The following is a 15426-nucleotide window of genomic DNA, read 5'->3' on the forward strand; positions in this document are numbered from 1 at the left end:
CCAGCATGCTCCGGACTGGCACACCCCCTGCAAGGGAAAGGCAACGATTGCTTCGCTCGATCCCCCGGCCACTCGACGGACTTCCCATGACGCCCTCCCGCTCGCTCTCCTTCCCCCTGGACGACACCGCCTTCATCGACCTGGCCCGCGAGCGACTGGCCTTCCTCTACGGCCCCCGCGCCGAGGAGGTGCTGCGGCGCCTGCTGACCCTGCTTTCGCACCAGCGTGGTGCAATGCCGACGCGCCCCGACGGCACGCCGGTGCCGCTCTGGAGCGAGCGCGACCAGTGGCTGATCACTTACGGCGACAGCCTGCTCGACGGCGACCGCCCGCCCCTGGAGGCGCTGGAGACCTTCCTCGAGGAGCGGCTGCCGGAGACCTTCAGCGGCATCCACCTGCTGCCCTTCTTTCCCTGGAGCAGCGACGACGGCTTCTCGGTGATCCACTACCGCGAGGTCAACCCGGCGCTGGGCGACTGGTCGCATATCCGACGACTCGGCGAACAGCGGGACCTGATGGTCGACCTGGTGCTGAATCATGTGTCACGGGAGTCGCTGTGGTTCGTCGACTACCTGAGCGGCAGCCTGCCCGGGCGCGACTTCTTCATCGAGATGGACCCGGCCACCGACCTCTCGGCGGTGGTACGCCCGCGCAGCAGCCCGCTGCTGGTCCCGGTGTCGACCCGACGCGGCACGCGTCACCTCTGGGCGACCTTCTCCGAGGACCAGATCGACCTGAACTTCGCCAACCCCGACGTGCTGTTGGAGTTCGTCGGCATCCTGCTCTTCTACCTGCAGCAGGGCGCACGGATCATCCGCCTCGACGCCATCGCCTACCTGTGGAAGGAGGTCGGCACGTCCTGCATCCACCTGCCCCAGACCCACGAAGTGGTCCGCCTGCTGCGTGCCATCGTCGACCACCTGGCGCCGGGCACCCTGCTGCTCACCGAGACCAACGTGCCCCACCGCGAGAACCTCAGCTACTTTGGTCTCGAGCGTCTTTCAGACGGGGGTCTTGAGCGTCTTTCAGACGGGGGCCTCGAGCGTCTTCCCTCTCCCCCCGACGAGGCCCACCTGGTCTACCAGTTCCCCCTGCCGCCGCTGCTGCTGCACACCCTGACCAGCGGCGAGGCCGGCACCCTGGCCAGTTGGCTCGCGAGCCTGCCCACCCTGCCGCCGGGGTGCAGCTACCTCAACTTCACCGCCAGCCACGACGGCATCGGGGTGCGACCGCTGGAGGGCTGGCTGCCGGCCCACGAGATCGAGGCGCTCATGGAGTTGATGCACCGCTTCGGCGGTTTCGTCAGCATGCGCACCACCCCCGACGGCAGCGACAGCCCCTACGAGATCAACATCACCTGGTTCGAGGCCATGAAGGGCACGCGCCGCGGGCCCGATCCCTGGCAGGTGGAGCGCTTCCTGTGCAGCCAGCACCTGATGCTGGCCCTGCAGGGCATTCCGGCGCTCTACCTCCACTCATTGACCGGCACCCTCAACGACCACGAAGGCGTCGAACGCAGCGGCCGGCTGCGTTCGATCAATCGCCGCCACTGGCAGCGCGACGAACTCGATGAACTGCTCGACAGCCGCAACACCCCGACCCGCGAGGTCTTCCTGGCCCTCAAGCGACGCCTGGCGGTGCGCCGGGCGGAACCCTGCTTCCATCCCGACGCCCCGCAGCGCGTGGTGCCTTCGCCCCCCGAACTCCTGGTACTGGAACGGGGCCCGCTGGCCGATGGCCGCCGGCTGCTGGCGATCCACAACGTCACCGATCGGCGCCAGCCCCTGACGCTGCCCGAACTCGAGGCCGCGGCCTGGCTCGACCTGCTGGAGAACGCCCCCTGGGAGCAGGCCGAGCGCCTCGCCCCCTACCGTAGCCTGTGGCTGGTGCTGCCCGGGGATCAGTGAGCGTGGGCCCCATGCCCCTGTGAAGGAGCGTCCGAGGTCATCACCGGCCGCACCGGGGCGGAAAGCTCGACGGTCTCGCCACCGTCGAGCACCAGGGTGATCGCCACCTCGTCGCCCTCGGCGAGCGGGCCGCTCAGGTCGATCAGCATCAGGTGCAACCCGCCCGGCGCCAGATCGGCGCTGCCGCCGGCCGGCACCACGACCTCGGGAACCCGGCGCATCTGCATTACCTCGTCCAGGTCCACGTGGTCGTGCAGTTCCAGTACCTCGGCGGCGGGCGAGCGGGCATCGACCACCGCGATGTCCGCCTCGCCGCCGTTGTGCAGGGTCATGAAGGCCGCCGAGGTGGGCGAACCGGGCGGCACCGCCCGCACCTGGGGGTCCTCCACGCTGAGCGGCTGGGCCAGGACGGCCTGACTCGACAGAGCCAGGGTCAGAAGGATCAGAGAAGGCGCAAGACGCATGTTGGGTGTATCCCCTGGGCTGATGAATGAGCCCTACCTTATACCGCAGAGCCGTCGGCATGCGACCGGCATGCGACAACGCGCCCCAACCGTTCTTCACCGGCATGCCCCATGGCATCATGCGGGGATCGAACCTCTCTGGCCGATGCCGAGTCATGGCAGGAAGCCATACCGCGACAGGATACCCAGATGCGCCCCTTCCTCCTCAGCTTCTCCGCCGCCCTGCTGGCCTTGGCGGCCCCCGCCCTGGCCGACGAGCACTGGCCGACACCGGTCCGGGCCCTGGCCGCCCAGGGGCTGGTGATTCATGCCGAGTTCGCGGCCCCCGGCGGCCTCACCGGCTACGCCGCCAGCGCCCAGGGCCGCGAGCTCGCCATCTACGTGACCGCCGATGGCGACCATGCGGTGGTCGGCACCCTGGTGGATGCCGAGGGCAACGACCTCTCCAGCGAACCGCTCGACGAGCACGTACGCAGTGCCCAGGAAGCGGCGGTGTGGGAACGGCTAGAGCGAAGCCACTGGATCCTCGACGGCATCCCGGAGGCCCCGCGGGTGGTCTACACCTTCACCGACCCCAACTGCCCCTTCTGCCGCCGGTTCTGGCACGAGGCCAGGCCCTGGATCGAGGCCGGCGAGGTGCAGTTGCGCCATATCATGGTCGGCATCCTGGCCCAGGACAGCCCAGCCAAGGCCGCGGCCCTGCTGGGGGCCGACGACCCGGCCACCGCCCTGCACCGCCACAAGCACGGCGACTCCATCGCCCCCTCGGCCCAGCCCCGCGAGATCGAGGAGCAGGTCTACACCAACAATCAGCTGTTCGAGGAACTCGGCCTGATCGCCACCCCGACGAGCGTGGCGCGCGATGGCGACCGCCTGGTGCGGGTCCAGGGCATGCCCGACCCCGCACAACTCGTCGAACTGATGGGCGGCGAGGCGCCCTGACCGGCAGGCGGCGCATCAGGCCCTGGCAGGAAGTGCCCGGGCCAGGAACCAGCCGGCGACCATCGCCGCCAGCATGGCAAACAGCGGCGCCGTGAGCCCGCCGATCGAGGCGAAGGCCGGGCCCGGGCAGTAGCCCGAGAGTCCCCAGCCGATGCCGAACAGGGCGGCACCGCCGATCAGTCGGCCGTCCAGGTCCTGTCGGGTCGGCAGCTGGAAGGCCTCCGCGTAGATGGGATGGGGGCGACGGAACACCAGGCGGTAGCCGATGAAATTGGTCACCACGGCCCCGCCCAGCACGAACAACAGCGTCGGATCCCAGGCACCGAAGAGATCGAGGAAACCCAGCACCCGGGCCGGATCGGTCATGCCGGAGATGCCCAGGCCAAGACCGAACAGCAGACCGGCGACATAGCCCATCGCTGGTTTCAAGATCCCGGTCTTCATGCGCCACCCCCGAGCAGATGCCGCACCACAAAAACGGTGACGATGGCCGTCACCAGGAAGGTCACGGTGGCCACCATGGAGCGCACCGACAGCCGCGCCAGGCCGCAGACGCCGTGGCCGCTGGTGCAACCGCTGCCGATGCCCGTACCCAATCCCACCAGCAGGCCGGCAATCAGCATCAGCGCTACACCACCGGCCGGCGCTCCGACCACCTCGCCAGGGCGGCCGACCACGTTGCCCAAGCCGCCGCCCAGTGCCAACAGCAGCAGCGGGCCGCTGATCAGGCCGAGCAGGAAGGTCAGGCGCCAGGCGCTGTCCCCCCGGTGCCTGGCGGTGAAGAGGGTGCCGAGAATGCCGCTGATGCCGGCGATGCGGCCCAGGGTCGCCATCAGCCAGGTGGCCGCGAGGCCGATCAGCACCCCACCGATCAGCCCATGCAGGGTAGCGTTCCAGTCCACGTGGGGGTCTCTCCTCAATAATCGTCGTATCCCGGGAAGGGCCGAATGATGTCGGGTTTCAGAACCTGTTGATCGGCACCTTGAGGTAGACCTGGCCATTGTCCTCGGGCGGCGGCATGTGCCCGGCGCGCATGTTGACCTGCACCGACGGCAGGATCAGCCGCGGCATGTCGAGGGTCGCGTCGCGCTCGGTGCGCATCCTGACGAACGCCTCCTCGCCGATGCCCTCGTGCACATGCACGTTGTGGGCACGCTGCTTGGCCACGGTGGTCTCGTGCTGGTACTCCTCGCGACCCGGGGCCTTGTAGTCGTGGCACAGGAAAAGGCGGGTCGTGTCCGGCAGGGCCAGCACCTTCTGGATGGAACGATAGAGGGCACGCGCATCGCCGCCGGGGAAGTCGCAACGGGCGGTGCCGTAATCCGGCATGAAGAGGGTGTCGCCGACGAAGGCGGCATCGCCGATCACGTAGGTCAGGCAGGCCGGAGTATGGCCGGGGGTGTGCAGCACGCGCCCTTCCAGTTTGCCGATGGTGAAGGTATCCCCCTCCTCGAACAGGCGGTCGAACTGGCTGCCGTCGCGGGCGAACTCGGTGCCCGCGTTGAAGGCCTTGCCGAAGACCTCCTGGACCACGGTGATCTTCGCGCCGATGCCGGTCCTGCCGCCGAGTGTCTCATGCAGGTAAGGGGCGGCGGAGAGGTGATCGGCATGGACGTGGGTCTCGAGGATCCACTCCACTTCCAGGCCATTGTCGCGCACGCAGGCGATGATCTCGTCGGCGGAGCGTACGTCGGTGCGACCGGCGGCGTAGTCGAAGTCGAGCACCGAGTCGAGGATCGCGCAGGCGCGGCTCGAGGGATCCTGCACCACATAGCTGAAGGTGTTGGTGGGCTCATCGAAGAAGTGGGTCACGATCGGCCGGGACATGGGAAGCACCTCCTGAATGTCGTTGCCTCACGAGATGGCGACGGCATGGACGGAAAGCAACATCTAAGCTTAGATCATTTTTTCATAAAAAGAGTGGAGTCAGATCTCGATGCGATCGCCGTAGGCGGGGATCTCGGCCTCGATGTCACTCTCGGCCAGGGCGGCCTTGAGCACCTGCTGGGCACCCGGCTCGCCGTGCACCAGGAAGAAGCGCGGCTTGTTGCGGAAGGCCCCGGCCCAGCCGATCAGCTGGGTCTGGCCGGCGTGGGCCGAGAAGCCGCCGAGGGTGTGGACCTTGGCCTTCACCGCCAGGTCCTGGCCGAGCACCCGCACCCGCTCGGCCCCGTCGACGAGCTGCCGCCCGAGCGTGCCGGCGGCCTGGAAGCCGACGATGACCAGGCGGGTCGCGGGCTTCTCGAGGTTGTAGCGGAAGTGGTGGATGATGCGTCCGCCGTTGCACATCCCCGCCCCGGCGATGATGATGGCGCCGCCGTGGATGCGGTTGATGGCCATGGACTCCTCCACCGTGCGGGTCAGGCGCAGGATCGGCAGGTACTGGCTGGTGTCGCCGCTGGCGGCGATGTTGAGCACCTTGAGGTCCTCGGGATCGAGCGCCTTGCGCGCGCGATGGTAGAGCTCGGTGACCTTGATCGCCATGGGGCTGTCGAGGAACACCATCTGCTGGCGCAGCCGCCCCTCGTGGTAGAGCACGCTGAGGTGGTAGAGGATCTCCTGGGTGCGCCCCACGGCGAAGGCGGGGATCAACACGTTCCCGCCATCGGCATGAGCCTCCGCCAGCACCTGGGCAAACTCCTCGAGGGTCTCGTCGAGGGGGCGGTGGTCACGGTCGCCGTAGGTGCTCTCCATCAGCACCAGGTCGGCATCGTAGACCTTCTCGGGATCCCTCATCAGCACCGAGCCGGGGTTGCCCAGGTCACCGGAGAACACCAGGCGCCGGGTCTGGCCGCCGGAGGGAATCCCCAGCTCGACGATGCCCGAGCCGAGGATATGGCCGGCGTCGCGGAACACCAGGGTCGCGCCCCCGGGCAGGTTCACGGGCTGGCCGTAGCCGTGGGACTCGCAGAGCGCCAGGGTACGCTCCACGTCCTCGAGCTCGTAGAGCGGCTCGACCGGTGGCTTGCCGTTGCGCTTGCGCCACTTGTTCTCCCACTCGAGGTCCTTGGCCATGACGAAGGCGGCATCGCGCAGCATGATGTCGAGCAGGTCCCGCGTTCCGCGGGTGCAATGGATCGGCCCGCGGTAGCCCTCGCGTACCAGCTTGGGCAGCAGCCCCGAGTGATCGAGATGCCCATGGGAGATCACCACCGCCTCGAGCTGACCGGCCAGGGCGCCGAAGGGCCTGGCATTGGCCTCGTCGGCGTCGGCTCCCCCCTGGTGCAGCCCGCACTCGAGCAGCAGTCGGCGGGCACCGCCGTCGCCGTCCATCTCGATGAGATAGCGCGAGCCGGTGACCTCGCCGACCGCCCCCTGGAATGTCAGTGTCGACATGGCGTTTCGATCCTTTCCCCGCGAAGCCATGTCTTCAGCATACTGGATCGCCTCGGCTCACGCGCGGCCTTCCTGCGCCCGGCACGGCCTGAACCTGAACCGGATCAGGTTTCCTGCTCGATGCGCCGTGCCGACCTACACCTGGCCCGAGTGGTCGCGTTCCACGGCCTCGAACATCCGCTCCGGAAGGTCGGGAATCGCCGCCTTGACCCGGTTCCAACTGGGGATGAAGGGGCGCTCGCCGGGGTTGTCGAGGAAGGCACTGCCCGCCTCGAGCAGGTTGGCGGCGAACAGCTCCACCGCGCGCTCCTCGCCGTGGCGATCGAGGCTGAGGCCATTCATCACCGCGTCATGGTCGTAGGCCTCGATCAGGTCCAGCGCCAGGCGATAGTAGGTGGCCTTGAGGGTGCGGAAGCCCTCGGCACTGAAGGTCACCCCCTGCGTCGCCAGCTTGCGGTAGAGCGCCTTGGCGATGTCCAGGCTCATGCGGTTGAGCCCGCCCGAGGCGTCCCGTTCGGAGACCGGCTGATGCTTGTGGTCGTAGGCGTCGGCCAGGTCCACCTGGCACAGCCGCTTGGTGGAGTGGTTGCGGTGCACCTCGGAGAGCACGCCGATCTCGAGGCCCCAGTCGGCGGGGATGCGGATGCCGTCGAGCACCTCGGCGCGCATCGAGAACTCGCCGGAGAGCGGGTAACGATAGCTGTCCAGGTACTCCAGGTAGGGCAGAGGCCCGTGGATCTGCTTCAGCGCCCTCAGCAATGGGGTGACCATCAACCGTGAGACCCGGCCGTTTAGCCGCCCCTCGGCGATGCGCGGGTAGTAGCCCTTGCAGAACTCGTAGTTGAAGTGCGGATGAGCTACCGGGTAGAACAACCGCGCCAGCAGCCCGCGATCGTAGGTGAGAATGTCGCAATCGTGCAGCGCGACCACGGCCGCGCGATGCGAGGCCTGCACATAGCCGGCGCAGTACCAGACGTTGCGGCCCTTGCCGGGCTGCTGGGGCGCCAGCCCCTGGTCCTCCAGCTCGGCATCCAGGCCGCGCAGCCGGGGGCCGTCGTTCCACAGGATGCGATGATGCTGGGGCAGCCTGGCGAAGAACTCCCGAGCGTGGAGGAACTGGGATCGATCGGCGCGATCGAGCCCGATCACCACCTCCGCTAGATAGGGCACCCGGGCGATCTCCCCGACGATGTGTGCCAGTGCCGGCCCCTCCAGTTCCGAGAACAGCGACGGCAGGATCAGGCTCATGGGCCGGCGGGCCGAGAAGCGCACCAGGTCGGCCTCGAGCTCCGCCACCGGGCGCCGGGTCAGGTTATGGAAATCGGTGACGATGCCGTTCTGGTGGAAGTCGCTCATGCCATCGCCTCCCGGGCGCCTTTCGGGGCCACCTCCAGCGCTTCGCGCACCTCCGCCGGAATCACCCGGCGGTCGGCTCGCCCCCACCAGTAGGCCACCCCCTCGGCCCAGCCGGCGGGCCCTGTCGCCTCGCTGCGGTAGAGCGCTGTCTGCCGCGGCGATACCTCGAGCCCGTGGCAGCCGCGGATCACCACCGCCTGGTCGACGTTCTCGAGCATGGCGATATCATTGGGGCCGTCGCCGAGCCCCAGCGTCAGGGGACGGCTGCCGCGCAGCGACCGGAACCGCTCGATCAGCCAGCTCACGGCGCTGCCCTTGTGGGACTCTCCGGTGACATGCCAGAAGCGTCCGCCCCGGGTCAACCGCAGGCCGTCGCCCTCGAGTCCTTTCCGGAAAGCGGCGAGCCCGTCGTCGTCGCCGGCCCAGATCAGCGGCTCGCTGCCCTCGCGCATCCGCGCCAGTCGCGCCTCGGCTTCCACCAGGCCGGTCAGCCCGATCACTTCCTCCAGCGACATCTCGCTCATGGTGGTGAAGCGCACCCCCAATCGCTCACGCCATACCGAGAGGCGCTTGCGAATGAAGCCGATGTCCACCCCGAGGGTCTTGATCACCAGGCCATCGGGCCCGGGGCCACGGTCCAGCCGGGCATGGCACCAGGCGGCCGGCAGTCCCGCCACGGCGCCGTTCTCGGCGATGAAGGGCGTGTCCGCCAGGCCCATGGCACGGCGCAGCGGCACGATCTCGCTGCGGGTCTTGCTGGTCACCGGGATCACCGGCACCCCGAGCGCCTTCAGCCGGGCGAGCCAGGGCCGCGCCGACGACCAGTCATAGCTGTGATGGTCGAGCAGCGAGCCGTCCAGGTCGGTGAAGACCAGGCGCGGCTGCAGGGCGGGGTCCCGGGGAAGCGAATCACGGGTAGCGTGCTTTGGCATGGCGTGTCCGGCTCCATGATGGGGAACTCATCATGGCTTATGCAGGGGCCGTGCCAGTTGTGAAGAAAACAGTGCGGGATGGGGAGTGACCAGCGGCCAGTCGGCACCGTCGAGCGGGGGGGGGAGGGTTCCACGCACCGGAGCGGCACATGAAAACGCCCCATCATGGTGCACCATGATGGGGCGTCGAGGTCAGGACACTCGCGCGCCCCTTACCTCAGCGATAGACGGGGTAGCGGGCGCAGACGGCCTCGACCTTCTCCTTCACTTCGGCCTCGATGGCGGCGGTATCCTCGCCCTCGGCCATGACATCGAGGATATCGCAGATCCAGCCAGCGAGTTCCCGGCACTCGGCCTCGCCGAAGCCACGAGTGGTCACCGCCGGGGTACCGATGCGCAGGCCCGAGGTGACGAAGGGGCTCTGGGGATCGCCCGGTACGGCGTTCTTGTTGACGGTGATGTGCGCGCGGCCCAGGGCGGCGTCGGCGTCCTTGCCGGTCAGCTCCTGCTTGATCAGCGAGAGCAGGAAGAGGTGGTCCTCGGTGCCACCGGAGACGATGTCGAAGCCACGCTCGATGAACACGCCGGCCATGACCTGGGCGTTGGTGACCACCTGCTGCTGGTAGGCCTTGAACTCGGGCTCCATGGCCTCCTTGAAGCAGACCGCCTTGGCGGCGATGACGTGCTCCAGCGGACCACCCTGGCCGCCCGGGAAGACCGCGGACTGCAGCTTCTTCTCGATCTCGGCGTCGTTCTCGGCGGAGAGGATCAGGCCGCCGCGCGGGCCGCGCAGGGTCTTGTGGGTGGTGGTGGTGACCACGTGGGCGTGGGGCAGCGGGCTCGGGTAGACCCCGGCGGCGACCAGGCCGGCGACGTGGGCCATGTCGACCAGCAGGTAGGCCCCCACCGCGTCGGCGATCTCGCGGAACTTCGCCCAGTCGATGATCTGGGAGTAGGCGGAGAAGCCGGCAATGATCATCTTCGGCTGGTGCTCGCGGGCGAGTCTGGCCACTTCCTCGTAGTCGATGCGGCCGGTGGCGTCGATGCCGTACTGCACGGCGTTGTAGTGCTTGCCGGAGAAGTTGGGCTTGGCCCCGTGGGTCAGGTGGCCGCCGGCGTCCAGGCTCATGCCCAGCACGGTGTCGCCCGGCTTGACCAGCGCCTGGAAGACGGCACTGTTGGCCTGGGAGCCCGAGTGCGGCTGGACGTTGGCATAGCTGGCCGCGAACAGCTGCTTGGCGTAATCGATGGCCAACTGCTCGACGATGTCGACGTACTCGCAGCCGCCGTAGTAGCGCTTGCCGGGGTAGCCTTCCGCATACTTGTTGGTGAGCTGGCTGCCCTGCGCCTCCAGCACACGCGGGCTGGCGTAGTTCTCGGAAGCGATCAGCTCGATGTGCGCTTCCTGGCGGGCGACCTCCTTCTGCATCGCGTCGAACAGGACGTCATCGAAACCGGCAATCTGCATGTCACGGCTGAACATCGGCGGGAAACCTCGCATCACGGGAGAAATCTGAGTTCCGCATGATACCCCAGCCCATGACGGCTTTCACTTGAAAGGCCGCCATGGGCATCACCATCTTTTCTCATGCGGGCTTTAGCCAGGCTGCAGCGTCAGCGGGTCTCGACGCTCAGCGAGAGCTTGTCGGGCACGCCGAGGGGATCGCCGGTCCAGGTCGCCAGGTTGCTCTCCGCCGGCAGGCCGATGTCGATCGCCAGTTCGCTGGCGCTACCCTCGAGCAGGTCGACCAGTCCCATCAGGATCGACTGCACCTGGGCGCCGAACATCATGCCGAAGCCCTGGGCCTGGGTACGGGCCTGTTCGATGTACTGGGCTTCGCTGACCCCCTCCATGGTGGCGCCCAGGGTAGCCAGGCGGCCGAACAGCCCCTGGTCGGCGAGCGTCAGGTGGAGCTCGCCGCCCAGCAGTGTCGCCGCCTCCAGCAGATCGCCATCGGCGAAGACATCGACCGGGGCGACGCCGTCGGGCAGCACCACGGGCAGCTCGATGTCGAAGCGCAGACGCAGGGCGTCATGCGCGGTGACCTGGCTGTCGCTCTTGAGGATGCTGCGACCGCCTCTTTCCTCCCAATTGCCGAGGAAGGCGGCATCCAGGCGTAGCTCGCCGCTGCCGTCGGTGAGCACGTTGCTGACCAGGCGCAAGCGGGTCCGCTCCTCTGCCGGAGCGAGCTCGATCATGCGCGCCAGATCGACGCGGAGATCGTCGAGGCGCAGGCCACCGCTGCCGTCGCCGAAGTCGCCATCGAGGTCCAGCGACTCGAGCCTCGCCACCAGGCGGTCGGTCGCGATATCGACGTCACGGATGGCCAGCAGGTCCAGGCGCTCCTGGTCGGGCTCCTCCAGCCCGGACAAGCCTTCCAGGCGCAGCGAAGCGAGGGTGAAGGAGCCGGCGCCCAGGTCGCCCAGGTCCTGGCCGGTGCCGGCCACGTCGGTGAACTCCAGCAGGCCGATGGCCTCTTGGGACAGCGACTCGCCACGTACCCGGCCGATGGTCAAACGTCCCTCCCCCTCGCGGAAGGCCGAGCCATGGAAGAGCTCCTCGGCGAGCTCCGAGGCCAGATCGATGACGATGCCATCGATGGCCAGGCTGCCGATACGCACCTCCTCCGGGGCCAGGCCACCTTTCAGGGGAAACACCGCCCGGGACGGCTCGCCCAGCACGATGCGCTCGGCGCTCATCAGCACCAGTTCGGTCAGGCTATCCTCGATCCGCAGTCCCTCGAGGATCACCTCGTCCGGGCTGTCGTAGTCGCCGTTGACGACGTAGCGCGCGAGACGCAGGCGCTCGCCCTCCTCGGTCTCGAAGACCAGGTCCTCGGCGGTGGCACGGCTGCGCATGAACGCCCCGGACACCTCGCCGAGCGCGAGGCTGCCGTGGCTGCCGAACAAGGCGCGCAGGTCGGCCTCCAGGCGCTCGGGGTCGTCGGCCAGCGCCGGGGGCCCGGCCAGCAGCAGGGAAACCCCGACGATCAGGGGCAAGCGGGAGTCGAGCACGAGGCACCTCCAGGGAGAGTGAACGGTCTGGTTGATTCTAGCCCGGGAACCCGCACCCTACCCCCTGCCTGCCCAGGGAGAGAGGTTCAGGTCTCGCCGAGCAGCCCGAGGCTTGCCGCCGGCGCCTGACGTCGCAGGCCGCGGGAAAGCAGGTGGCCGATGGTACCGATCAGCAGCGCCCCACCCAGCGGCAGGACCAGCCACAGCCAGCCGTGCAGTCGCGGCGTCAGGTCAAACCAGGCCAGGTAGATGGCGGCCGTGGCGAGCTCGGCCAGCAAGGCCCCCATCACGCCGCTGGCCAGTCCCAGGATGGCGAACTCGGCCCCCTGGGCCCGGGAAAGCAGCCGGTTGCCGGCACCGAACACCCGCAGCAGGCCGCTCTCGTGGGCGCGAACCGGTCGGCTGGCGGTCAGGGCGGCATAGAGCACGCTGACCCCGGCCAGCAGCACGAAGCCGAGCACCAGTTCCACCGCCCGGGTCACCTGGGTGAGTACCTCGCGCACCTGGCCGAGGATGGCATCGATATTGAGCAGCGAGACCCCCGGGAACTCCCGCACCAGCCGGCGCAGGGTATTGTCGTCGCCGCGGTCCAGATGGAAGGCGGTGATGTAGCTGTGGCCGAAGTGCTCCAGCACCCCGGGGGGGAAGATCACGTAGAAGTTGGGCCGGAAGCTGTCCCAGTCGAGGTTGCGCAGGTTGGTCAATTCACCGACGATCTCGGCCCCGCCGATGGCGAAGGTCAGGGTGTCGCCGAGGGTGAGACCGAAGCGCTCGGCCAGGCCATCCTCCATGGAGATCGGCACCCGTTCGGTGCCGGCCAGGGGCTCGGCGTCCACGGCGCCGAACCAGCCGTCGCCGTGGTCATTCACGGCCAGGGCATCGAACCACTGCCCCGCCACCAGCCGGTTGCCCTCGGGCAGCGTCTCGCGCCAGGTCAGGTTGAGCTCGCGCCGCAGGGCGTTATCGCCCCGGGACTCGGCCGGCACGGCCTCCCGGGGCGGCTGGCCGTTGATGGCGGTGATGCGCCCCCGCACCATGGGATAGAGCGCACTGCGGGCGTCCGCGGCCTCTCCCAGGGTCGCCTCGAAGGCCTCGCGCTCGGCGGGCTGGATGTTGATGGCGAAGTAGTTGGGGGTGTCCTCGGGCAGCTGGTCCTGCCAGGTGGTGAGCAGGTCGCCGCGCACCAGGGCGATCATCGCCATGGCGAAGAAGGTCACCGAGAAGGCCAGCAGTTGACCGAGGCTGGCGTGACGCCGACGGGCGAGCTGCTGACCGCCCAGGCGCAACGCCTGCGCGATCCCCCCGTCCTGGCCACCCCGCCGCGGCAGCCGCGCGGCGAGCCGCAGGACCGCCGACAGCAGCAGCGCGCCGAGCCCCCAGAGCACCACCAGCATCACCAGGCCCCCGAGCAGCAGCCCGGCGGAGAGCCCGGGGTCGCCGGAGTAGAGCCACAGCAGGCCACCGAACACCAGGGCCGCCACGGCCACCACCAGCCAGGCCGAGGCCGGCAGTGGATCGAGCTCGCGGCGCAACACCTTCAGCGCGCTGACCCGCTTGAGCCGCAGCAGGGTCGGCCCGGCGAAGCCCACCAGCACTGCCAGGGCGGTGAACACCCCGAGCCACAGCGGTAACACCCCGGGCGGCGGCAGCTCCATGGGCAGGAAGGTGGTCAACAGGCGCAGCAGCAGCGCCTGGCCGGCCAGCCCCAGGGCCGCGCCGAGTAGCGAGGCGACCGCCGCCAACCACAATAGTTGCAGCGCGAACAGCCGGGTCAGTTCGGCCTGGGTGGCGCCGAAGCAGCGCAGCAGGGCCGCGGTATCCAGGTGGCGGTCGACATAACGCCGGGTCGCCATGGCCACGGCCACGCCGGCGAGCAGCACGGCGGCCAGTCCCGCCAGGCTCAGGTAGCGCTCGGCCCGCCCCAGGGCATTGCCGAGCTGGGGTCGGTCGCGACGCACGTCGCGCACCTCCACCCCGTCGCGGCGCAACCGCTCGAGCAAGGGCGCGAGGCCCTCCACGGCCTCCGCCGGGCCGGCGGCCAGCAGCTCGAAGGAGACCCGTGAGCCGTCCTGCACCAGGTGGGTCGCCGCCAGGTCGTCGGCGTGCATCATCAGCCGCGGGTTGAAGTTGCCGAAGCCGCCCTGCTGGTCGGGCTCGCGTTCGACCAGGCCGCTCACGACGAGCTCGGACTCGCCGAGGCGCACCCGGTCACCGGGTTCGACCTCCAGCAGCATGGCCAGCCGCGGCGCCAGCCAGGCCTCGCCGGGTGACGGCCCATGGGCGACCGTCTCCCTCCCTCGTCCCAGGTCGACATGGACCTCGCCGTAGAGGGGGTAGCGCCGGTCCACCACCTTGAGGCTGGCGGGCTGGAAGGCATCGCCGTGGCTGACCATGGACACCATGCCGACCTGGTCGCTGAGGATCAGGCCGGCCTCCTCCAGGGACTGGCGGATCTCGCTGTCGAAGGGCCGGCTCTGCTCCAGCACCAGGTCGCCACCGAGCAGTTGCCCCGCCTGACGAGTCAGGCCGCGATCGAGGCGATCGAGGAAGAAGCCGATCATGGTGGAGGCGGCCACGGCCAGGGCCAGCGCCACGAACAGGGCACGCACGTCGGCCGCACGCAGGTCGCGGGCCAGCCCGCGGGCGGAGAGTCGCAGCATTCGCACCGCGCCGGCCAGGGGCGACGCTGTCCGGGAAGAGGCGCCGCTCATGCGCTCACCTCGTCGCGGGCCATCTCGACCAGTCGGCCCTCCTCCAGGCGCAGGCAGCGATCGCAACGCCGGGCGAGAGCCTGGTCGTGGGTAACCAGTACCAGGGTGGTGCCGGCCTCGTGGTTGAGGGCGAAGAGCGCCTCGATGATGCGCTCGCCGGTGGCCGGATCCAGGTTGCCGGTGGGCTCGTCGGCGAACACCAGCTCGGCGCCGGTGACGAAGGCCCGCGCCAGGGCGACCCGCTGCTGCTCACCGCCGGAGAGCTGCTTGGGCAGGTGGTCGAGCCGTTCCCCCAGGCCGACCCGGGTCAGCCAGTCGCGGGCACGGGCCTCGGCGTCGGGCCGGGGCGTGAGCTCCAGCGGCAGCAGCACGTTCTCCAGCGCCGTCAGCGTCGGCAACAGCTGGAAGTTCTGGAACACGAACCCCACCCGGCCGGCGCGCAACCGGGCCCGGCCATCCTCGTCCAGCGCCGCGAGCGACTGGCCGAACAGCTCGAGCTCGCCGTCGGTGGGGGTATCGAGCCCAGCCAGCAGCCCCAGCAGGGTCGACTTGCCGGCCCCGCTCTGGCCGAGGATCGCCACGCTCTCGCCGGGGAACACCGTGAGCCGGAGGTCACTCAGAATGGTGAGCCGCCGCTCGCCGCTCTGGACCTGCTTGAGCAGGTGGTCGACGTGTAGAATCGGGGAGGCATCCGCTCGAGAGGTGATGGACATGGCAAAGGGGTTCCCTGGTTTCCTGATACGCGCGGGTCGGACTCGCGCCG

Annotated in this window: 13 protein-coding genes; 2 read left to right on the forward strand and 11 right to left on the reverse strand. The window is 69.1% G+C overall.

Annotated features, from left to right (window positions below; genetic code table 11):
- The first annotated feature begins 86 nt into the window (after positions 1-86).
- Positions 87-1907 (forward strand): sugar phosphorylase, encoded by a 1821-nt coding sequence (locus tag AC5W54_RS08550; RefSeq protein WP_495961653.1) that lies wholly within the window; start codon positions 87-89, stop codon positions 1905-1907.
- Here the strand turns inward: AC5W54_RS08550 and AC5W54_RS08555 are convergent.
- Positions 1901-2371 (reverse strand): copper chaperone PCu(A)C, encoded by a 471-nt coding sequence (locus AC5W54_RS08555; RefSeq protein ID WP_495961654.1) that lies wholly within the window; start codon positions 2369-2371, stop codon positions 1901-1903. The two genes, AC5W54_RS08550 and AC5W54_RS08555, sit on opposite strands and share 7 nt — an antisense overlap.
- Positions 2372-2560: 189 nt before the next feature.
- Between AC5W54_RS08555 and dsbG the strand changes: the two genes are divergently transcribed.
- The gene (gene dsbG / locus AC5W54_RS08560; RefSeq protein ID WP_495961655.1) at positions 2561-3313 is read left to right on the forward strand and encodes a thiol:disulfide interchange protein DsbG; all 753 of its coding nucleotides are present in this window, start codon (positions 2561-2563) and stop codon (positions 3311-3313) included.
- 15 nt (positions 3314-3328) lie between these two features.
- Here dsbG and AC5W54_RS08565 read toward each other — a convergent pair whose 3' ends face one another.
- From AC5W54_RS08565 to AC5W54_RS08610, 10 genes are all read right to left on the reverse strand, one after another.
- Complete coding sequence (locus tag AC5W54_RS08565; protein WP_495961656.1) at positions 3329-3757, reverse strand: DUF6691 family protein; 429 nt, start codon at positions 3755-3757, stop codon at positions 3329-3331.
- Positions 3754-4215 carry a YeeE/YedE family protein gene (locus tag AC5W54_RS08570; protein WP_495961657.1) on the reverse strand — a complete coding sequence of 154 codons (462 nt, stop codon included), beginning with the start codon at positions 4213-4215 and terminating at the stop codon, positions 3754-3756. The genes AC5W54_RS08565 and AC5W54_RS08570 overlap by 4 nt, the downstream gene beginning before the upstream one ends.
- A gap of 58 nt (positions 4216-4273) precedes the next feature.
- On the reverse strand, positions 4274-5140 hold the full coding sequence (locus AC5W54_RS08575) for an MBL fold metallo-hydrolase (RefSeq protein WP_495961658.1): 867 nt from the start codon (positions 5138-5140) through the stop codon (positions 4274-4276).
- Positions 5141-5239: 99 nt separating this feature from the next.
- Positions 5240-6649 (reverse strand): MBL fold metallo-hydrolase RNA specificity domain-containing protein, encoded by a 1410-nt coding sequence (locus AC5W54_RS08580; RefSeq protein ID WP_495961659.1) that lies wholly within the window; start codon positions 6647-6649, stop codon positions 5240-5242.
- A gap of 135 nt (positions 6650-6784) precedes the next feature.
- Complete coding sequence (locus AC5W54_RS08585) at positions 6785-8005, reverse strand: glycosyltransferase family protein (protein WP_495961660.1); 1221 nt, start codon at positions 8003-8005, stop codon at positions 6785-6787.
- Positions 8002-8937 carry an HAD-IIB family hydrolase gene (locus AC5W54_RS08590; protein ID WP_495961661.1) on the reverse strand — a complete coding sequence of 312 codons (936 nt, stop codon included), beginning with the start codon at positions 8935-8937 and terminating at the stop codon, positions 8002-8004. The genes AC5W54_RS08585 and AC5W54_RS08590 overlap by 4 nt, the downstream gene beginning before the upstream one ends.
- A gap of 217 nt (positions 8938-9154) precedes the next feature.
- Complete coding sequence (gene glyA / locus AC5W54_RS08595; protein WP_495961662.1) at positions 9155-10420, reverse strand: serine hydroxymethyltransferase; 1266 nt, start codon at positions 10418-10420, stop codon at positions 9155-9157.
- 131 nt (positions 10421-10551) lie between these two features.
- Positions 10552-11952: a hypothetical protein gene (locus AC5W54_RS08600; RefSeq protein WP_495961663.1), complete on the reverse strand. Its 1401-nt coding sequence runs from the start codon at positions 11950-11952 to the stop codon at positions 10552-10554.
- Between the two features lie 86 nt (positions 11953-12038).
- The gene (locus tag AC5W54_RS08605) at positions 12039-14663 is read right to left on the reverse strand and encodes an ABC transporter permease (protein WP_495961664.1); all 2625 of its coding nucleotides are present in this window, start codon (positions 14661-14663) and stop codon (positions 12039-12041) included.
- A complete protein-coding gene (locus AC5W54_RS08610) occupies positions 14660-15376 on the reverse strand; it encodes an ABC transporter ATP-binding protein (RefSeq protein ID WP_495961665.1) in 717 nt (238 codons plus the stop codon). Before AC5W54_RS08610 ends, AC5W54_RS08605 begins: the two co-directional genes overlap by 4 nt.
- Positions 15377-15426 lie beyond the last annotated feature (50 nt).

It is taken from the genome of Halomonas sp. LMYGS-3 (genome assembly GCF_059509875.1).